Origin of the sequence: Zunongwangia sp. HGR-M22 (assembly GCF_027594425.1) — a bacterium.
Lineage (GTDB): Bacteria > Bacteroidota > Bacteroidia > Flavobacteriales > Flavobacteriaceae > Zunongwangia.
The window spans coordinates 1,095,888-1,116,385 of sequence record NZ_CP115159.1 but is presented as its reverse complement, the minus strand read 5'-3'; the positions used below and the strand labels follow the sequence as shown (position 1 = coordinate 1,116,385).

The following is a 20,498-nucleotide window of genomic DNA, read 5'->3' as shown; positions in this document are numbered from 1 at the left end:
GATCTCAACTTTTATAAACGACTGCAAGAAAGAACTAAGAACAGCAAATTTACTCGTATGCTTTACGATTTGATGTTCGATCCTGTAGATCCCGCAAATTCTAAAAAAGCCGCAAAAAAAATAGAAAATCAATTACAGCGGGATTTCACGCAGTATCAGGGTAAAATAATAAGAGATATAAAAATTAACTCTTTAGACCCTTTTGGCTATAGCGAAAAAGATACTACCGTACATCCTACAAAGGGGATTCAAAAAATAGGAAACGTATTGCACGCACGCACCAAAAGTTTTACTGTAAGAGGGCTTTTGCTTGTTGAAAAAAATACTAAACTGGATTCTTTACAAATATTGGAATCGGAGCGTGTACTAAGAGCTCAAAAATACATAAGAAGAGCGTTAATTAGACCTGTTCTTTTGGACGAAGATCCTAATAGTGTAGATCTATACGTGTATGTTTTAGATAGCTGGAGTTTATCTGTAGACGGAGATATTTCAAGCCATAAAGGAGAATTACGACTTCGGGAATATAACAGCTTTGGTCTGGGACATCGCACTACATTAGCCTACAAACAAGGCTATGATGATGAAATAGGCATTGGATATACCATTGGTTATCGAGCGCAAAATCTATTCGATACCTATATTAATGCTGAAGCCCTAAGAGATCTGGAAGTCGATAAATCATATAAAAACTATGCTAGTATAGATCGAGAGTTCTACTCTCCCTACGCACGATGGGCCGGGCAAATTAGTATTGGCGAAAATCTTTACAAGGAAGATATTTATCATGAAGAGCTGGACACACTTTTAAGAGAACCTTTAAAATTTAGAGACTTTAATATATGGGGTGCTTACGCTATCCCTATCGCTAATAAAGATTCTGAAAAAAAATTACCTACTAACTTAGTTGTTTCAGGGCGATTTACGAAAAGATTCTATATGGACAGGCCTGGGGAGCAAATCGATTCTGTTTCTTATTTTACAAACAGTAACGTTCTATTAGGATCTATAGGAGTTAGAAATATAAATTTTGCGCGTGATCGCTATATATTTAGAAATGGAGATATTGAAGATATTTCCCTTGGCTACAGTTACATTCTGAATGCAGGAGTACAACGAAATTCGAATACTCAAAATTTTCTCTATCTGGGAATAGATTTAACTTTTTCAGATTATATAAAAAACTTCGGATATCTGGCGACCAATATTGGCTACGGAAGTTATTTTAGAGATGGGGCCGCGAGACAATCCTTATTCAGACTAGAGAACACCTACTTCACCCCTATTTTTAGGATCGGAAGTTGGTTTTTTAGGCAGTTTATTAGAACAAATATGGTGGTAGGCATCAAACGGAAAGATTTTATTAATGATAGAATATCAATAAATGACAGGGACGGAATTTATGGTTTTGATACTCATGAAGTCTACGGAACACGTAAATTTGTTTTCAACTTTCAAACACAATCTTACGTACCATTTAATTGGTTAGGTTTTAGGATGAGTCCGTTTGTTAATTTCGATCTTGGCTTTATCGGTGAAGAACCTGCTCCTTTTTTTAAAAATGATCTCTATACCAAATTTGGATTAGGAGTTTTAATAAGTAACGATTATTTTGTTTTTGATAATATTCGCCTATCCTTCGCCATATTCCCAGAGATTCCAGGAAGAGGTCGTAACGTATTAGATTTTGATGTAAACACCGATAATCAATTTAGATTAGAGAATTATCGCTACGAGCCTCCGCATATTTTGGAATTTCGATAACTTATTTATCCAAGATGGCCTTAATATTGGGTTTAAAGTAATTTGGTCCTTTTAAAACTTTCCCATCTTCACGATATATTGGTTTTCCATCGCTACCCAATTTGCTCATGTTGCTTTTCTGGATTTCTTCAAATACTTCTTCAATTTTATGCTGCATTCCGTGCTCTAAAATAGTTCCGCATAAGATATAAAGCATATCACCAAGCGCATCTGCTACCTCAACGAGATCATTATTTTCAGCAGCTTCTAGATATTCTTCATTTTCTTCCTTCATTAATTCAAAACGAAGTTTGTTTTTTGCTTCGCCCAAACTGGCTTTTGGATGTTCACTAACACCTAAACCAAATGCATTATGAAATTGCGTAACATCTTCGATTCTTTTTTTCATGTCTTTTTTAGCTTATTCATTTAAATTTGCATAAAAATAGACAAAATGTTTAGTACAGGACAGTGGATATTTGCAGGGCTTTTTCTGGTTACTTTTATAGTAGTAATGGTCTTTATGTATCGGAAGGATTTAAAACTACACCGGAAATACTATAAAAACAGTATTTTTATTTTATTAGGATTTATTGCATTTATAGCTTTACTCTTTATAATTAAGGTATATCTGAATGAGTAGGCTATCGGCTATTTTCTTATATTAGCAGTAATTGTGATATCGTAACTATGAAGATTTTTAAATATCTACTATTTCTACTTCTAATTGTTCTTATAGGAGCATCTATATATATAGCAACTAAAGATGGAAATTTTCAAGTTGAAGAAACACAAATATTTGACGCTCCTCAAGAGTTAATATTTAACGAGGTTAACAATTTTGAGAATTGGCAATATTGGGCACCCTGGTCTACAACTTCAAAAGCAAATATTAGTTTTGGGGATACGATTAAAGGCGTTGGGGCATCTTACGCCTGGGAGAAGGGACCTATTGGTGAAGGGCGCTTAAAAACCATTGAATCAAAACCATTTTCAGAAATTACTCAGAAAATTAAGATTTCTAATTTATTAGGAGAAGCTAACAATAAGGTTTCATGGAACTTTGATCCTTTGGAAAATAACAAAACCCAGGTGACATGGACTATTAAAGGTTCGCAAAGTTTTAAAGAGAAATTTTGGTCGTTGTTTGAAGACCAAACTTTAGCTGAAAGAATTCAACCAGAAATAGGCAAAGGATTAGCGGCAATGCAAAAAGTCATCGATAACAAAATGAACGAATATAGCATTACCGTGGATGGTGTCGTTAATCATGGTGGTGGTTATTACATGTATATGACTACTGCAAGCAAAATAAGCCAGGTAAACAGTAAAATGCGACCAATGATTACTGAAGTTTCAAATTTTATGGAAACTCAGGGTTTCGAGAAATTAGGGAACCCGGTTGTAATTTATAATGAATGGAACCAATCTAACAATTCTGCTATATTTTCGGCAGGATATTTTACTCCGAATGAAGTTCGTACACCAATAGATGCTGATGTTCTAAATGGAGGTATGCCTAATCAAAAAGTATTGAAAACGGTGCTTAAAGGTAAATATGATAATATCGAAGAAGCCTGGAAAAAAGCATATGAATATATTGACGAAAACGGATTAGAAATCGCTCAAGATGCTAAAGCCTTTGAAGTATATATCACCAATCCCATAGAAACTGTTAATCCCGCCGACTGGATTACTAATATCTACATCCCTATAAAGGAAATAAAAAATGATTAAAAGTGCGTTGCTGGTATTTTTAGGAGGTGGCTTAGGTAGTGTTTGCCGTTACCTAATTAGCAAAGCACTGAACAGTAACGGAACTGTCTTGCCCTGGGGAACATTTGCCGTAAATATTCTAGGTAGTTTTTTAATTGGATTATTTCTGGGCATTGCTATAAAAAACAATACACTTAACAGCACTACAAACTTAATTCTGGCCACTGGCTTTTGTGGTGGATTTACCACTTTCTCTACCTTTTCTTTTGAAAATCAAGCACTTTTAAGATCCGGCGACTATTATAATTTTGCGATTTATGTGCTTGCAACACTAATTATTGGAATTTCTTCAACATTTTTTGGCCTATTTCTTTCAAAAATTAGCTAATAGCCATTATTAACTTTCTACTGAAAACTTCAAATTTGACTTTTTAATTACTTACCCCATAAAATGAATGGGGTTATATTCTCATATTCACATTAATTTAAGCTTACCCCCTATTTATTTAACTTTATTTAAGAATTTTTAATACTTTTAAATCACTAAACCTGAAATTCTTATGAAGAAAATTGAAGCTATTATCAGAAAGTCAAAATTTGACGAAGTAAAAAAAGCCTTGCACAGCTCTGAGGTTGTCTTTTTTACGTACTGGGATGTAACAGGGGTCGGAAACGAAAAACAAGGACATGTATATCGAGGGGTTTCTTACAGCACCGCTGATATACAAAGAAGAAAATTGTCCATTATCGTTTCGGATGAATTCCTGGACAAAACTGTAAATGCCATTTTAGAATCTGCTTATACCGGTTCTGTTGGCGATGGTAAAATTTTCGTATCTACAATCGACGAAGCTTACCGTATACGTACGAAAGAAAAAGGAACCGACTCCCTTAAATAATTAACAAACTAACAAAGAAATAACGAAATTATTATGGAAACAGATGCTGTATTAGATTTAATGTGGATTGTAATTTGTGGAATACTTGTTTTCTTTATGCAGGCAGGTTTTACCCTAGTAGAAGCTGGATTCACGCGAGCAAAGAACACCTCTAACATCATCATGAAAAACCTTATGGATCTTTCTGTAGGATCTTTAGCCTTTTGGGCTATTGGATACACCATTATGTATGGAGATTCAATTGGCAGCTTTATAGGAACACCTAGTTTGTTCTATAACGTGCGTGACGATATGCACAATTTATTCTTCCAGACTGTTTTTTGCGCAACAGCCGCAACAATCGTTTCTGGTGCTATTGCAGAAAGAACAAAATTCTCTACGTACTTAATTTTCTCCTTATTACTAACAACTATTATCTATCCTATTTCAGGACATTGGGTATGGCAAGGGGATGGTTGGCTAACTGGTCTTGGATTTATAGACTTTGCAGGTTCTACCGTTGTACATTCTGTAGGTGGCTGGGCTGCTTTGGTAGCTGCTGCTTTAGTAGGGCCACGTATTGGTAAATATACCGATGGAAAATCAAATGCGCTACCAGGTCACAATATGCTATATGGTGCACTTGGGGTATTTATCTTATGGTTAGGTTGGTTTGGATTCAATCCAGGTTCTGAACTTGCGATTTCTGGAGATAGTGCATATAATGTGGCTGGTATCGTAATCACCACAAATCTTGCAGCTGCAGCCGGAGCTGTAGTTGCTTTATTTTTAACTTGGATTAGATATGGCAAAGCCGACATTTCTATGACTCTAAACGGTGCTTTAGCCGGTCTTGTAGGCATCACCGCAGGATGTGCAGCTGTAGACCCTATGGGTGCATTTATTATAGGAATTATCTCTGGTATTGTTGTAGTATTCTCTATCGAATTTATTGATAAAGTACTTAAAATAGATGATCCTGTGGGAGCAATCTCTGTACATGGGGTTGTTGGTGCTGTTGGTACATTATTGGTAGGGGTTTTTGCTACTGATGGCGGACTGCTTTACGGTGGAGGATTTGCACAACTTGGTGTACAGGCCATTGGTGTAGTATCTATCGGTGCCTGGGCAATGATAACAACCTTTATCTTACTTTCTATTCTTAAAGCTGTTATGGGACTAAGAGTTACTGAAAAAGAAGAGCTTGATGGATTAGACATCCACGAACACGGTATAGATTCTTACCCAGAATTTGGAAGAGATAAATAAAGTATCTATTTAATTCCACTTTTATAACATAACAAACACACGTTTACTTTTACAGACTGAAAAATAAAAAAGGAGCACTTGGCGGAGTGCTCCCGTTTTAAGAATTTTTCTTTCTGCTTACTATTAATTCATTTTTTGTCGAACAAACTAATTCATGTAAACATGTCAAAATTCAATTTTGCAAATATCCGACTTTTTCTAGTATTATCAATGGTAGCCGTACTAAATGTAGATGTACAGGCTCAGGAAGAAGAAGAGGAAAGTTTTTTATCAAAAATCAGTATTTCAGGTACTGTAGATGCTTATTACCGAGCTAACTTTAATGGCCTTAATAAAGAAGATGTAAATGATGCTGGTGAAGAATTTCTTGGTACCGCACCGGGTTCTTCTTTCGCAAATTTACCAGGATTTGCTTTAGGTATGGCCAACGTTATTATTGGTTATGAGGGAGAAAAAGTGGGTTTTGTAGCCGATCTTGTTTATGGCCCAAGAGGAGCCGATGCGGTATTTAATTCTCCACAAGCAGGAGATTTTTATAGATCTTCGAACATTATCAACCAATTATATATGTACTACAATGTAAGTGATAATGTTAGATTAACTTTGGGTAACTTTAATACCTTTCTTGGTTACGAAGTAATTTCTCCCGCAGCTAACTTCAACTATTCAACCTCTTATTTATTCTCTTATGGGCCGTTTTCTCATACTGGTTTAAAAGCAGATTTCACCATAGATGAAAATTGGAGTGCTATGTTAGCAGTGATGAATCCAACAGATTATACAGAATATAATCCAATAGGAAAATATTCTTTTGGAGGTCAGTTAGGTTATTCGAACGATGCCGGTAGCGCCTACCTTAATTTAATTTACGGAGAACAAACAATGGCTGATGATGCATTGTTTCAAATAGATCTTACTACAGGTTGGGACTTGAGTGATACATTCTATTTAGGTTTTAATGGTTCTTACCAAACAACAGACGGTGCAGGTTTTGCAGGCGCCGCAATTTATCCACAGATTTCCCTTACAGAGAATTTTGGACTGGGGCTTAGAGCTGAATATTTTAATGAATTAGAAGATGGCGGAGTGGTTTACGCAGAAGATGCAACTACGACTGCATTCACTTTAACTGGAAGCTATACTTACGGAAATTTAATTGTAAAACCTGAATTAAGATTAGATAGCGTAGATGGTGCTGAACCATTTGTAGATTCTGATCTTATGCCACAGGATAATTTATCATCTTTTTTAATTGCAGCGATTTATTCATTCTAACGATCAAAAATTAACAATTAACTAACCAATTTACTAATGCATATTAATGTGCACCCTGTCATTGCTTAATAAGCCTTTACTCCTGCTGAGATCTTCAAATCAAGATGATTCTCAGCAGGAGGAACAGGACAGGAATATCCTCCGCTGTAAGCGCAGTATGGATTATAAGCTTTATTAAAATCTAATATTATTTTTTTAGTTCCTTCTTTAGGGATTTTTAAGTCTATATACCTTCCTCCAGCATAAGAACCCTTTCCGTTGGTATCATCAGTAAAAGGCAAAAATAGATAATCAAAATATTTAGGGTCTTCCTTTAAAGTTTGACTTTGGTAAACAGCTAGTTTTAATTCTTTACCCTTCAGTGTAAAATATAAATCGGCATACTTTACATACATTGGTCGACGATCAGATGATGTTTGCATTCTGAAAGGAGACTCAAGAGCTGTTCTTACAAACGCTGCTTCAACTATAAATGAGGTATCGACTTCATAAAACCTATGTCCTTTGAACGTTAAACGCTCTTCTTCAGATAAAGGCGACTCTTTAGGGTTAAGGTATTCTTCATTTAATTGTTCCTGAAATTCTTTTATCTTATCAACAGGATCTTCATTTTTTTCTTGGCTGAAACTAGAAAAAATAGTGCCGAATAAAATAAAAATTAATACCAGCTTTTTCATCGAATATTAATTTTGCTCCGTTGAATTTTCTTCCGACTGATCTTCTGTATCAAAAACAAGATACTTCGCAGTTCCACCATATTTTTCAATAAGCTGATTAAACTCATTACTCATCTGAAGATCAAGAATTCCTTCAAGTTCATAAAGCTTTTGATAATCATCGTAGCCTGTTTTTAATAAATCTTCCAGATATAAAATGGCAGTTTGATAATCGCCATCGTGCCCTGCTAACTTTATAATACTTAAATAACCTTCAGGATTTTCCTTTTCAACAATTGTCGCTAATATCGAAATGTAAATTTTTAGATCTAAACTAGCTTTAGAAGAAATTAAATCTTTATAGGCATTACTGACGATCGCTTTTAAGTAACCTTCTAGTCGAAAAGCTTTATTCCGTTCTAATAAATCATTATTAGACTTTCCTTCTTTAAGATTATCCAACTGAGATGCCCACCAACCTATATTTTCAAAATTTGCGGTAAATACGTCAGTCTCTAAAAAATAGGTGTAATCGTCACGTTGCAGCATCTCTTCTTCTTTTAAAGTATACCAATTTCGGCGCTGCTGCTTAAATGCTTTATTTTTCCTAATACTTTTCTTTAATTCTTTTAATTGATCATCAAAACGATCGTAGTCATCAAATTTATCTTCTGCTTTTTTAAGCTGTAGCCATGCGGTATAATAAGAACGTTCTCTGCGCAAAGCTTCAATCGCAGCAACTTCATTTTCAAAAATGCTATTTACCAAAGTAGTGTCTTTTTGGCGTTTTCCTTCTTTAATGGCATTCAGTGTAAAACTTGCAACAGCATTATAAATCGTATTGGTATCTGGCCAGCTTTCAGGACCGTCTTCAAAATAATTAATTTCTGAAGGGAAATTTTCATCATCCAAAAAATCAATAATATCTTCTATAGCATAGCGGGTGTAATCTTTAGTTCCAACAATTGCTGAAAAAGTATATGGTATTTTTCTATTTTCAGCAAATTCTGGATTGATCCAGGCATTGTTAATCGCTAAAACTCCAGTAACTCTTTCATTTACCAAAGGCAAAGCCGAAGCAATCTGGCCGGCTTCATTAAAACCTGCTACATATAAAGAATTAGGATCTACCGGTACAGTCCTAAAAAATCCATTCATAAATTCAAGCACCTGCTTTATATTATTTTCTACGGAAGCAGCATCGATCTTTCTATTACTTGAAGCGATCACGTAAGATTGCTCTTCAGCTGTTTTTCGAAATAATTGAATAGATTGCTTACCATCTCCATCTGGATCTAAAATAAAAATTACCGCAGGTGGATTTTTAGCATCATAATTCTGTGGAAGGTAAACAGCATAGGTTTCTTCTATAGAATCATTTAATTTTATATTATCGGTAACATCTCCTTTTTTCAGTCTAATCTCCTGCGCACTCATCACCGCAGAAAAAAAGAAGCTAAAAAAAACTAATATGGTTTTTCTAAAATACATAGGTGCATATTTAATTCTAGTAAATATAGTATGTTTTAAATTTAATGCATAAAAAAAGCTTTCACTAAAGTGAAAGCCTAAATTCTCTTTAAAACTATTGTATTTTATCTCTTTTTAACTCGTTGAAGTTTTAATTTCTTATTGGGGAAAAACATTTCTGAAAGCAAAGAAATTACGAAAAGGTCGGCAGTAATTAAGCAAACAACACGTATAACTTCAATCCCCGTAAATCGTAGTCCTGTAAAACCTACTAATCCAGTAGTAATGGCAAGAACTAAAAACAACACTGTATACTTTTTCATAACAATTTTTTATTTGTTCAAAGATACAACCAGAATGATAAACATTTTATTAAAAAAAATTCAATTCGCCTAAATTTAACTAATGCTACACAATAATTTAACATTGCAAAATTAAAGACATTAAAATGCTAAATTCGGCTTTGTGAGAAACTGAACTCTAAAGTATATTTGCAAGACTAAAATTATCATATTGCAACAAGGACACTCTCATAATTATTTTGGATCATATCGCGATTTTTGGTGGAACAAAAGCTTTCTTGATCTTACGGCAAAACGATTAGAATTAAATAACTATTCTAATATGTTGGATGTTGGATGCGGACAGGGTCATTGGACTAAAACATTAGCTCCTTATTTAGCCGCAGAAGCAAAAATTACTGCCATAGATAATGATGAGAACTGGTTTAAAAGTAATATGGAATTAGAACATTACTTCAGTATATCTCAAATTGATTTTAGTTTGAAGAAAGGAGATGCCGAGGACATTCCTTTTGACGATGAAACTTTTGATCTGGTAACCTGCCAAACCGTTTTGATTCATCTTAAAAATCCAAAAAAGGCTTTAAGCGAAATGAGTCGTGTACTAAAGCCAAATGGATTACTACTTTGCGTAGAGCCAAATAATATCGTACAAACGCTTACTAAAAACTCCATTTCGCAAAACGACAGTATCGATGAAACTTTAGATCATATAAAATACCGACTGATTATCGAAAAAGGAAAGAAGAAACTGGGAGAAGGAGATAACTCTTTGGGAGATTTGTTGCCCGGTTGGTTTGCTATGGAAACCATGAAGGATATTCAGGTACGTTTATCAGACAAAGCAATAGCGATGTATCCACCTTATGATAATAAAGAGCAAATTGCTACGCTAAAACAATGGATGCAGGGCAGCGCCTGGAAATCTAACACTCGAAAAGACATCGATTATTTTAATGCTGCCGGAGAAGAATATATGCCTTTTTATTTTGAATATCAGGAAAAATACGACACTAGATCAGATCACATTATGGGAGCCGTGCAAAGAGAGCAATATCATGCTGCCGGAGGTTCTTTAATGTATCTTGTAAGCGGAATTAAGTAATATTCCGGTTTCTTACTGGTGCGTGTTCAATCACATTAGATAAAATAATATGGGTTTTGGTCTCTCCGTAAGTGATTAGCTTATCGATAAAAACTTCTAAATGCCCCTGATCCAGGAATATTACTTCCATTATAATATTCTCATTACCTGTAATTCGGTAGCAATTAATTACTTCTTTAAACTCGGTTACTTTTTCTAAAAAAGGTTTTAGTCTACCCATAAAAGCACGCAACGTAATAATCGCTTTTAAATGATGTCCTGTTTTTTGGTAAGAAACTTCGGTTTTATAACCTTTGATCACGCCGGCATCTTCCATTTTCTTAACACGCTCGGCTACTGCGGGCGAGCTTAAACCTACTTTTCTACCAATTTCAGAAAACGAATATCTAGCGTTCTGCTGAAGTAAATCGAGAATAGCCCAATTCAATTTATCTACATTCATATTTAAAGCATTTTAAGCAAATATATTTAAAATATAAGGTAAATTATAAATTTGGCTTTAATATTCAAATATAGATTAGTCGAATTCTCGGTAATTTTATAGTAGAAATTCCCGAATTATGAATGCTTACCAGCTGCCCGTTTATCAAAAAGCGCTTGAAATTTTTAAATTATCAAGTGCAGTTTCTTCCTATTTTTCTAACAATAGTCACGTTCTGGAAATGGAAATTTCTTCAATTCCGGCTCATAACTATGCAGGAAGATTAGTTACAGAATCGCTACAGCTAGCACCAGGTATAGCCGGAGTAATAACGGCGCGAACTATTGAGGTAAAGAAAAAACGTATAGAACGAATAAAAAATGCGGCAAAAAGAATTAAATCTAATTGCCGCAGTATTGAGATTACCGGTATTAAAGAAACCGAATTTTTAGATTTACTTCGAAAAGAAATTCATCATTTTGAGCATTTAGTTTCAGATTGGTTACACCAGGAGCACAAATAATATTACTTAAAAATTATTCAAAAAAGGCCAATTTAATACCTTCAATAAGCATATTAGTACCAATAATTGCAATAATAAGTCCCATAATCTTTTCTACCACTATAATCTTGTTTTGACCAATATAACGTACCAAATAGTCACTAGATAAAAACGCAAGATGATTTAACCACATAATAAGCCCGAACATTACTAAAATTACAAGCAATTCTAGATAATCTGCGTTTGTCGTATAGTTCATTGCGGTTACAATAGATCCAGGACCAGCCAAAATCGGAATTGCTAACGGAGAAGTAGAAATACCTTCGTTAAAGTTTACCTCTGTTTGGTTATCAATACTGGATTCTTGAGCTCTAATCATTTCGAAGCCTACAAAGAAAATAAGTAAGCCTCCCGTAATTTTAAAGGCCGGAATTGTTAAGCCAAAAAGGCTAAAGATATATTTACCTAAAATTACAAAGCCAGAAACTATGATAAAAGCCGTAATCGTGGCTTTTTTTGAAATCTTTTTACGTGTTTTACGATCGGCCTGCTTCGTTAAACTTATAAAAACAGGTATGTTACCAAGTGGGCTATTGATTGCAAAAAAACCGGTAAAAACCGCAATTGCAAATAACCAAACATTCTCTATCACTACAAGTTGTTTTAAAAAAATTAATATTAAAAATCCTTTCCAAAAAGCCGGCAAAAGTAGATTGGAATTATCGATTTACAAACAAAAAAATCATCTTTTTTCAATATGAAAAAAAATGATTTTTAAGACTGATTTTCAATAAGTTTAATCCGGTAATAATATTGATTTTTTTTCGTTATTCAAGCTTACATATTTCTGCGGTATTGGCCGCCAACTTCAAACATAGCATTTGTGATTTGCCCAAGACTACAAACTTTGGTCGCTTCCATTAAAACCTCAAAGATATTCTCATTTTGCACAGCGGCTTTTTTGATTGTTTCTAAAGCTTCTTCGGCTCTGGTTTCTTTCGCTTTATGTAAGGTTTCTAAAGTTTTAATCTGATTTTGTTTTTCATCTTCAGTAGCTCTAATCACCTCACCCGGTGTTACCGTTGGCGATCCTGTAGAACTTAAAAAGGTATTTACACCAATAATTGGATAATCTCCATTATGCTTCAAGGTTTCATAATACAAACTTTCTTCTTGAATTTGCCCCCGCTGATACATGGTTTCCATTGCACCAAGCACTCCTCCTCTCTCGGTAATTCTATCAAATTCAGCATACACCGCTTCTTCAACCAAATCGGTTAATTCTTCGATAATGAATGAACCTTGAATCGGATTTTCGTTTTTGGCTAAACCTAATTCTTTATTGATAATTAGCTGAATTGCCATAGCACGTCTTACCGAAGCTTCAGTTGGTGTCGTAATCGCTTCATCATAAGCATTGGTGTGTAACGAATTACAGTTATCGTAAATCGCATAAAGTGCCTGAAGCGTTGTCCTTATATCATTAAAATCGATTTCCTGAGCATGCAAAGATCGCCCGGAAGTCTGGATATGATATTTCAGCATTTGCGCTCTAGGGTTGGCTTCGTACTTATTTTTCAAAGCTTTAGACCAGATTTTTCTTGCTACACGACCAATCACTGCATATTCGGGATCTACACCGTTACTAAAGAAAAACGATAAATTAGGCCCGAATTTATTGATATCCATGCCACGGCTTAAGTAATATTCTACATACGTAAAACCATTCGCTAAGGTAAAAGCAAGTTGTGTAATTGGATTTGCTCCTGCTTCAGCAATATGATATCCTGAAATCGAAACGGAATAAAAATTACGAACTTTTTCTTTAATGAAATATTCCTGCACATCGCCCATTAAGCGCAAAGCGTATTCCGTAGAGAAAATACAGGTATTTTGCGCCTGATCTTCTTTTAAAATATCGGCCTGAACCGTACCACGCACCGATGCCAGGGTATTAATTTTAATTTCCTGATAAATTTCCTGCGGAAGAACTTGATCGCCGGTTACTCCTAATAATAGTAAGCCTAAACCGTCATTCCCTTCAGGCAATTCTCCTTTATAGGTTGGTCGTTCGATATTGTTATCGTCGTAAAGCTCTTTTAATTTAGCTTCAACTTGAGCTTCCAGACCATTTTCTTTTATATATTTCTCACATTGCTGATCGATCGCCGCATTCATAAAAAATCCGAGCAACATCGGCGCTGGCCCATTAATCGTCATACTCACTGAAGTATACGGATGCGCTAAATCGAAACCAGAATACAGTTTTTTAGCATCATCTAAACAGCAAATCGACACTCCGGCATTCCCGATTTTTCCATAAATATCTGGTCGGTGATCGGGATCGTTCCCGTAAAGCGTAACCGAATCGAAAGCAGTAGATAAACGCTTCGCGGGCAAACCTAAACTTACATAATGAAACCTTCTATTGGTTCGCTCTGGCCCACCTTCCCCGGCAAACATTCGGGTAGGATCTTCTCCCTGTCGTTTAAATGGATATAATCCTGAAGTATACGGAAATTCTCCCGGTACATTTTCTTGCAAACTCCATTGTAAAATATCGCCCCAAGCCGAATATTTTGGCAAAGCAACTTTAGGAATCTGAGTATGTGAAAGTGACTCGGTATGCGTTTCTATCTTAATTTCTTTATCGCGTACTTTAAACGAATAAATTGGATTTACGTATTTATTTACTTTCTCCTGCCATCCAAGAATAACTTCCCAGTTATACGGATCTAAATCCATTTTTACACGATCGAACTCTTTAAATAATAAACCTAAAAATTCATGATTTTCAGTTTGATGGTCATCTAAAAATTCTTCTTGTAAAATTCCGTTTTTATCTAAATGCGTATTATATTTTTCTTCGGAAATATTAGCAACACTCAATATCGTTTTATAAATACCGTAAAGTTTTTGTGCAATATCAGCTTGCTTTACCGCAGTTTCATTGTATAATCGATTATTATCGGCAATTTCAGAAAGATATCGTGTTCGTTTTGGCGGAATTACAAAGATCTTCTCGCTCATTTCGCGAGTCACTTCAAAAGTAGATTTTAATTTTGAAGCTGTTTTTTCATCAATAGTATCCATAATCTTCCGGTATAAGGTATTCATACCGGGATCGTTAAATTGCGAAGCGATTGTACCAAACACAGGAAGTTTTTCAGCATCTTCATGCCATAATTGATGATTTCGCTGGTATTGTTTTTTTACATCGCGCAAGGCATCCTGTGCGCCACGCTTATCGAATTTATTAATCGCAACAAGATCTGCAAAATCTAACATATCGATCTTCTCTAACTGCGTTGCCGCACCAAATTCAGGCGTCATTACATATAAAGAGACATCTGAATGATCGATAATTTCGGTATCAGATTGACCAATTCCTGAAGTTTCCAATACAATAAGATCGTATTCAGCTTTTTTCAAAACTTCAACAGCTTCCTGAACATATTTAGACAATGCTAAATTACTTTGCCGAGTGGCTAAAGAACGCATATACACATTCGGATGGTTGATAGCATTCATTCTTATACGATCCCCAAGCAAAGCGCCACCAGTTTTCTTTTTAGAAGGATCTACCGATACAATACCAATATGTTTGTCAGGAAAATCGCTTAAAAAGCGACGAACCAACTCGTCGACCAAGCTCGATTTTCCGGCACCACCTGTACCGGTAATTCCTAACACTGGAATATTTTTTTTGGTTTTAGGAATCGCTTCAAAATGTGTCATAAATTCATCATGCTTATTTTCAGCCAAAGAAATTAAACGAGAAATTGTGTTACTATTTTTCGATTTTAAACTTTCAGCTACATCAATAGTTTCAGAAAGTGATGGCACTTCAGTATCTACCGTTTGTACCAAATTATTAATCATTCCTTGTAAACCAAGTTCACGACCATCGTCTGGAGCATAAATTCGAGTAATTCCGTATTCCTGTAATTCTTTAATTTCTTCAGGAAGAATTACTCCACCTCCACCACCAAAAATCTTAATCTGGGCAGCATTTTTTTCCTGCAATAAATCATACATATATTTAAAATACTCGGTATGCCCACCTTGGTAGCTCGTCATGGCAATGGCATGCGCATCTTCCTGAATTGCACAATTCACCACCTCTTCTACACTTCTATCATGCCCCAGGTGAATTACCTCTACTCCTGTAGCCTGAATAATCCTACGCATAATGTTTATGGCTGCATCATGACCGTCGAACAGCGAAGCGGCAGTTACAATTCTTATTTTATGCTTAGGGATATAGGGGGATTGTTGTTCCATTTTCAATAAAGTCTTAATTTACAAGCTGCAATTTACGAAAATTGTAAATATTTTTTGATTATTATGAAAAAAGCACAAAACTGAATTCATATTAGTCCAATTAAAGTGATTAAGGTAATTTTATTATTTATCAGGCTTTGGATTTTAGGGCCTTTAATATTGAAATTATGGCGAAGGTTACTTTACTTATTAATTGTAAAGATAAAAGCGGAATAATCGCAACGGTTACTAATTTTTTTCACGCAAGAAAAGGGAATATCGTTTACATCGATCAATATGTGGACACCGAAAATGGTATATTCTTTATGCGTTTAGAAAATGAATTTTATACGGAATTTGATATTACTGAATTAAGAAGAGAATTTGGAAAAGAGATTGCCGAAATTTATAATATGAATTGGAAGCTTTTTGCTGAAGAACGTATCCTGAAAATGGCAATTTTTGTTTCTAAATACGATCATTGTCTCTATGATATTTTAGGGAGATACAGGGCTGGAGAATTAAATGTTGAAATTCCTTTTATTTTAAGTAACCATACCGATCTGGCTCCCATAGCAAAAGCTTTTGAAATTCCTTTTTATCATGTACCGGTTACTAAAACCACGAAGGCCCAGACTGAAGCAAAACAATTGGAACTTTTGCAGCAATTTGAGATCGATTTTATCGTCCTTGCGCGTTATATGCAAATTATTTCAGATCAATTAATTAGTGAATATCCCAACAATATTATAAATATTCATCATTCATTTTTACCTGCTTTTGCTGGGGCAAAACCTTATCATTCTGCTTATAAGCGCGGAGTAAAGATTATTGGTGCTACTTGCCATTATGTTACGGCAGAACTTGATGCCGGACCAATTATCGAACAGGATATTGCTCGCATTTCGCATTCGCACTCCATTAAGGATTTGATATTAAAAGGTCGAGATTTAGAAAAGATTGTTTTTAGCCGCGGGATAAAACTTCATATTCAACGAAAAACGATGGTTTTTAATAATAAGACGATCATATTTACGTAAGGACTAAATTTTTATTTTAAGCAGCGAGATCATTTATTGCACACTCAAAAATTAAATAATTTTATAGTAATCTTTAAAAACTATATTTGCAAAAAATACTTCATGAAAAAAATAGTTAGCATATTTATAGTATTTACTTTACTATCCTGTTCTGAACTTCAAAATATTGCAAATCAGCTACCACAAAGTGGTTATGGTGTTACTAATAACGAAATTGCTTCTGGATTACGACAAGCTCTAGACTTTGGGATCGATAAGCAGGTAACTAAACTAACGCAGGAAGATGGCTTTTTTAAAAATGAACTAGTTAAAATTGCGCTTCCGCCAGAATTACAAAAAGTAGATAAAACTCTAAGAGATGTTGGTTTAGGAAATTTGGCAGATCAAGGATTAAAGGTTTTAAATCGCGCTGCCGAAGATGCTGTAAAAGAGGCAACTCCTATTTTTGTTGATGCAGTAAAAGGTATAACTTTTAATGATGCCCGCACTATTCTTCTTGGTCAAGAAGATGCGGCTACCCAATATTTAGTGGGTAAAACAAAAACGCAACTATACGGCAAATTTAATCCTGTAATAACTAATTCTTTAGAAAAAGTAGGAGCCATTTCAATCTGGAGCACAATTATCGAAAAATATAACAGTATCCCCCTTACCAGAAATGTAAACCCAGATCTTGCAGATTACGTTACTTCACAGGCATTGGAAGGTGTTTACACAATGATTGCAGTAGAAGAAAAGGATATTCGTACCGATCTTTCTGCAAGAACCACTAACTTACTAAAACGCGTATTTTCACTACAAGACTAGGGAGTCAAAATTTATTTAACAGTTTCGGTAAACTTATCCTAAACTTTAAATTAACATTAACTGGTAATTAATAATTCTTAAAACAACCTCCTTGTATCTTTGTGCTATTGATGGAGAAACTTAGGAGAATGTTTAGAATACTTAGACAAAAATCGAAGGAAGAATGCATGTGTGCTAAATACACGCAATTAATGCATAAAGCTTATAAGCTTGCGCTTGTAGACAAAGATCGTAGTGATAAAATAAATGCTAAAGCAAAGAAAATATTACAGGAATTAAGAAGAATGCATTATTTGGAGGTTGAAAATTGGGCTACCGAATCATTAAAATAATCTATAGCCTTTTCTAATCTAGAGCCATACCAGCTAAAGTATTCTCCATCTACATTTATAGCGTTAAAACCATTATTTTTTAAATCTTCTACATGATTATCTTTAAAAGGATAAGGTTCGCTAGACAGCAAAAGCAAATCTGGTGAATACGATTCTAACTGTGCTAAACTAACTTCAGGGTATCTCGTTTGTAAGATTTTATTCTTCAGTTTATTAAGTAATAGTAATTCATTTATAAAGGTATCGCTTCCTGCGGCCATGTAGGGATCTTTCCAAATTAGATATACGCAGGACTCCCATTTTTTATCTTGAAGTTTTTCTGAAAGATTTTTTAATTTATTTTCAATCTTACTCACCAAAGATTCAGCTTCCTCTTCTACATTGAATAGTTCACCATAATCGACTATTAGTTGAAGCGATTGAGATATACTCGAAACATCAGATACATGAACAGGAGCAATCTTCTCTAAAGTTGCGACCATTTCTTTTGTATTTTCCTCTTTATTGCAAAGAATTATATCTGGTCGTAGAGCTCTAATCCTATCTAGATGAATTGTTTTTGTGCCTCCAACAATTTTTTTTTCTTTTCGAAGCTCTTTTGGATGAACACAAAACTTAGTGATTCCCTGTAAAGATTCTTTTAAACCAAGGTCTATAATAAGCTCAGTTTGGCTAGGTACCAAAGATATAATACGCCTGGGAGTATCTTTTAAAAATAATTTTCGGCCCAAATGATCGAAAATGACCATTTTTTATTCAAATTTCTTTAATTCTTCAGCCATCTGCTGTTGTAAAATTTCGGCTTTCGCTGCCGCAACTTCAGCAAAATTATTATTGGTAGAGGCGTAAATAATCTTACGTGAGCTGTTAACTAAAAGACCAACATCCTTAGTCATTCCATATTTACAAACATCTTCTAGTTTACCGCCTTGCGCCCCAACACCAGGAACAAGAAGGAAACTTTCAGGAATAATATTACGCACCTCAGCAAGATATTCAGCTTTAGTTGCACCAATTACGTACATTAAATTTTCTGAATTTTGCCAGGTTTTAGAAGTTTCTAATACTTTCTTATAAATCTCTGTACCATCTGTTGTTAACGTCTGGAAATCGAAGGCTCCTTCGTTCGAAGTTAACGCCAATAAAATTGTGTGCTTATCATCAAACTCTAAGAAAGGTTCTACTGAGTCTTTCCCCATATAAGGAGCTACAGTAACAGAATCAAAGCCCATATCCTTCAAAAAAGTCTTTGCATACATTTTAGAAGTATTCCCGATATCACCACGTTTAGCATCAGCGATTGTATAAATCTCTGGATAATTATCATGTAGATATTCGATGGTTTTTTCCAATGCACTCCAGCCCTTTAAGCCGCATGCTTCATAAAATGCGGTATTTGGTTTATAGGCCACGCAAAACCGGTGCGTGGCATCTATAATTGCTTTATTAAAACTAAAAATAGGATCTTCTTCGGAAAGCAAATAAGTTGGAATTTTTTTAAGATCCACATCCAGACCTATACATAAAAATGATTCTTTTTTTCTAATCTGCTCAACTAATTCCTGGGTAGTCATATTTAGTTTTTAAGGACATTACTAAAATGTCGAATATTAAAATATATCTGAGTTCTCTTTAAGCTTCTCTGTATTCTCGACTAATCGAAGTTCGTCAATTATCTTTTGTATATCACCATTTACGATGTTCGATAGATCATAAAGTGTTAGGTTGATACGGTGATCGGTTACACGACCTTGCGGGTAGTTGTAGGTTCTAATTTTTGCACTACGGTCTCCACTGGAAACCATCGAGTTTCTTTTTGCCGCATCGGCTTCCATCTTTTTAGCAAGCTCCATCTCGTATAAACGAGAACGCAACACCCTAAAAGCTTTTTCCTTATTTTTATGCTGAGATTTTTGATCCTGACACTGCGCCACTAAACCTGTTGGTTCGTGCGTTAAACGCACCGCAGAATAGGTTGTGTTTACCGATTGCCCACCAGGCCCAGAGGAACAAAAATAATCTATACGAACATCTTTAGGATCGATTTCTACATCAAACTCTTCAGCTTCAGGTAACACCATCACAGTTGCTGCAGAGGTGTGAACACGCCCCTGAGTTTCGGTTTGCGGCACACGTTGCACACGATGTACACCCGCTTCAAACTTCATGGTGCCGTAAACATCTTCTCCGGTAACTTCAAAGATCATCTCTTTAAAACCGCCACTGGTTCCTTCACTAAAATCCACTATATTATGGCTCCAACCTTTACTTTCTACATATTTAGTATACATTCTATAAAGGTCACCTGCAAAAATACTAGCCTCATCACCACCAGTACCTGCTCTAATTTCAAGAACAACGTTTTTAGCATCTTCAGGATCTTTAGGTACCAGCATCATTCTTATCTTCTCCTCTAAAGCAGGTAGTTCTACTTTAGCTTCCTCTTGCTGAAGTTTTGCCATTTCAGTCATTTCAGGATCGCTCCCATCTGAAATTATTTCTTCAGCTTCCTTAAGGTTATTGGTAAGTTCAATATATCTTTCACGCTCGTCCATTAGCGCTCTAAGATCTTTATATTCTTTATTTAATTCCACATAACGTTTTTGATCTGAAATTATATCCGGCTGGATAATCAAATCATTTACCTCATCAAAACGTTGCTTAACAATATTCAGCTTCTCTAACATACAATTCTTAAGAATTTAATATAGCAAATTTA

21 protein-coding genes are annotated in these 20,498 nt (G+C 35.0%); 11 read left to right on the top strand and 10 right to left on the bottom strand.

Annotated features, from left to right (window positions below; all coding sequences use genetic code 11):
* Positions 1–57 precede the first annotated feature (57 nt).
* Positions 58–1,764: a hypothetical protein gene (locus PBT91_RS04910; protein WP_270060669.1), complete on the top strand. Its 1,707-nt coding sequence runs from the start codon at positions 58–60 to the stop codon at positions 1,762–1,764.
* A 1-nt stretch (position 1,765) separates the two neighbouring features.
* Here the strand turns inward: PBT91_RS04910 and PBT91_RS04905 are convergent, their stop codons facing one another.
* Positions 1,766–2,152 carry a nucleoside triphosphate pyrophosphohydrolase family protein gene (locus tag PBT91_RS04905; RefSeq protein ID WP_270060668.1) on the bottom strand — a complete coding sequence of 129 codons (387 nt, stop codon included), beginning with the start codon at positions 2,150–2,152 and terminating at the stop codon, positions 1,766–1,768.
* 281 nt (positions 2,153–2,433) lie between these two features.
* Between PBT91_RS04905 and PBT91_RS04895 the strand changes: the two genes are divergently transcribed.
* From PBT91_RS04895 to PBT91_RS04875, 5 genes are all read left to right on the top strand, one after another.
* Complete coding sequence (locus PBT91_RS04895) at positions 2,434–3,480, top strand: GyrI-like domain-containing protein (protein WP_270060666.1); 1,047 nt, start codon at positions 2,434–2,436, stop codon at positions 3,478–3,480.
* Positions 3,473–3,847, top strand: coding sequence for a fluoride efflux transporter CrcB (gene crcB / locus PBT91_RS04890; RefSeq protein WP_270060665.1), 375 nt, complete (start codon positions 3,473–3,475; stop codon positions 3,845–3,847). Before PBT91_RS04895 ends, crcB begins: the two co-directional genes overlap by 8 nt.
* 172 nt (positions 3,848–4,019) lie before the next feature.
* Positions 4,020–4,358, top strand: coding sequence for a P-II family nitrogen regulator (locus PBT91_RS04885; protein ID WP_270060664.1), 339 nt, complete (start codon positions 4,020–4,022; stop codon positions 4,356–4,358).
* A gap of 33 nt (positions 4,359–4,391) precedes the next feature.
* Positions 4,392–5,606: an ammonium transporter gene (locus tag PBT91_RS04880; protein WP_270060663.1), complete on the top strand. Its 1,215-nt coding sequence runs from the start codon at positions 4,392–4,394 to the stop codon at positions 5,604–5,606.
* Between the two features lie 162 nt (positions 5,607–5,768).
* Complete coding sequence (locus PBT91_RS04875) at positions 5,769–6,881, top strand: porin (protein ID WP_270060662.1); 1,113 nt, start codon at positions 5,769–5,771, stop codon at positions 6,879–6,881.
* A gap of 65 nt (positions 6,882–6,946) precedes the next feature.
* Here PBT91_RS04875 and PBT91_RS04870 read toward each other — a convergent pair whose 3' ends face one another.
* From PBT91_RS04870 to PBT91_RS04860, 3 genes are all read right to left on the bottom strand, one after another.
* The gene (locus PBT91_RS04870; RefSeq protein ID WP_270060661.1) at positions 6,947–7,558 is read right to left on the bottom strand and encodes a DUF1684 domain-containing protein; all 612 of its coding nucleotides are present in this window, start codon (positions 7,556–7,558) and stop codon (positions 6,947–6,949) included.
* Positions 7,559–7,564: 6 nt separating this feature from the next.
* On the bottom strand, positions 7,565–9,028 hold the full coding sequence (locus PBT91_RS04865; protein ID WP_270060660.1) for a hypothetical protein: 1,464 nt from the start codon (positions 9,026–9,028) through the stop codon (positions 7,565–7,567).
* Between the two features lie 104 nt (positions 9,029–9,132).
* Positions 9,133–9,330 carry a DUF1328 domain-containing protein gene (locus PBT91_RS04860; protein ID WP_270060659.1) on the bottom strand — a complete coding sequence of 66 codons (198 nt, stop codon included), beginning with the start codon at positions 9,328–9,330 and terminating at the stop codon, positions 9,133–9,135.
* Between the two features lie 190 nt (positions 9,331–9,520).
* On the opposite strand from PBT91_RS04860, the gene PBT91_RS04855 reads away from it, so the two are divergent.
* Complete coding sequence (locus tag PBT91_RS04855) at positions 9,521–10,414, top strand: class I SAM-dependent methyltransferase (RefSeq protein ID WP_270060658.1); 894 nt, start codon at positions 9,521–9,523, stop codon at positions 10,412–10,414.
* On the opposite strand, the gene PBT91_RS04850 is transcribed toward PBT91_RS04855, so the two are convergent.
* Positions 10,407–10,856: an Lrp/AsnC family transcriptional regulator gene (locus PBT91_RS04850; protein WP_270060657.1), complete on the bottom strand. Its 450-nt coding sequence runs from the start codon at positions 10,854–10,856 to the stop codon at positions 10,407–10,409. The two genes, PBT91_RS04855 and PBT91_RS04850, sit on opposite strands and share 8 nt — an antisense overlap.
* A gap of 118 nt (positions 10,857–10,974) precedes the next feature.
* Here PBT91_RS04850 and PBT91_RS04845 point away from each other — a divergent pair, with 118 nt between their 5' ends.
* On the top strand, positions 10,975–11,358 hold the full coding sequence (locus tag PBT91_RS04845; protein ID WP_270060656.1) for a hypothetical protein: 384 nt from the start codon (positions 10,975–10,977) through the stop codon (positions 11,356–11,358).
* Between the two features lie 13 nt (positions 11,359–11,371).
* Here PBT91_RS04845 and PBT91_RS04840 read toward each other — a convergent pair whose 3' ends face one another.
* Together PBT91_RS04840 and PBT91_RS04835 are read right to left on the bottom strand one after the other, a co-directional pair.
* Positions 11,372–11,986, bottom strand: a complete 615-nt coding sequence (locus PBT91_RS04840) for a MarC family protein (RefSeq protein ID WP_270061428.1) — start codon at positions 11,984–11,986, stop codon at positions 11,372–11,374.
* A gap of 188 nt (positions 11,987–12,174) precedes the next feature.
* Complete coding sequence (locus PBT91_RS04835) at positions 12,175–15,621, bottom strand: methylmalonyl-CoA mutase family protein (protein ID WP_270060655.1); 3,447 nt, start codon at positions 15,619–15,621, stop codon at positions 12,175–12,177.
* Between the two features lie 167 nt (positions 15,622–15,788).
* On the opposite strand from PBT91_RS04835, the gene purU reads away from it, so the two are divergent.
* The 3 genes from purU to PBT91_RS04820 all read left to right on the top strand — a co-directional run bounded on the left by purU (position 15,789) and on the right by PBT91_RS04820 (position 17,779).
* Positions 15,789–16,640: a formyltetrahydrofolate deformylase gene (gene purU / locus PBT91_RS04830; RefSeq protein WP_270060654.1), complete on the top strand. Its 852-nt coding sequence runs from the start codon at positions 15,789–15,791 to the stop codon at positions 16,638–16,640.
* A gap of 102 nt (positions 16,641–16,742) precedes the next feature.
* A complete protein-coding gene (locus PBT91_RS04825) occupies positions 16,743–17,447 on the top strand; it encodes a DUF4197 domain-containing protein (protein WP_270060653.1) in 705 nt (234 codons plus the stop codon).
* A gap of 128 nt (positions 17,448–17,575) precedes the next feature.
* Positions 17,576–17,779 carry a Lacal_2735 family protein gene (locus PBT91_RS04820; protein WP_270060652.1) on the top strand — a complete coding sequence of 68 codons (204 nt, stop codon included), beginning with the start codon at positions 17,576–17,578 and terminating at the stop codon, positions 17,777–17,779.
* Here the strand turns inward: PBT91_RS04820 and PBT91_RS04815 are convergent.
* The 3 genes from PBT91_RS04815 to prfA are packed head-to-tail and all read right to left on the bottom strand — an operon-like array spanning position 17,737 to position 20,466.
* Entirely contained in the window at positions 17,737–18,528 is a 792-nt protein-coding gene (locus PBT91_RS04815; RefSeq protein WP_270060651.1) for an ABC transporter substrate-binding protein, read from the bottom strand. The genes PBT91_RS04820 and PBT91_RS04815 overlap by 43 nt on opposite strands.
* A 3-nt stretch (positions 18,529–18,531) precedes the next feature.
* The gene (pyrF, locus tag PBT91_RS04810; RefSeq protein WP_270060650.1) at positions 18,532–19,353 is read right to left on the bottom strand and encodes an orotidine-5'-phosphate decarboxylase; all 822 of its coding nucleotides are present in this window, start codon (positions 19,351–19,353) and stop codon (positions 18,532–18,534) included.
* A 36-nt stretch (positions 19,354–19,389) separates the two neighbouring features.
* Positions 19,390–20,466, bottom strand: coding sequence for a peptide chain release factor 1 (gene prfA, locus PBT91_RS04805; protein WP_270060649.1), 1,077 nt, complete (start codon positions 20,464–20,466; stop codon positions 19,390–19,392).
* Positions 20,467–20,498: the final 32 nt, after the last annotated feature.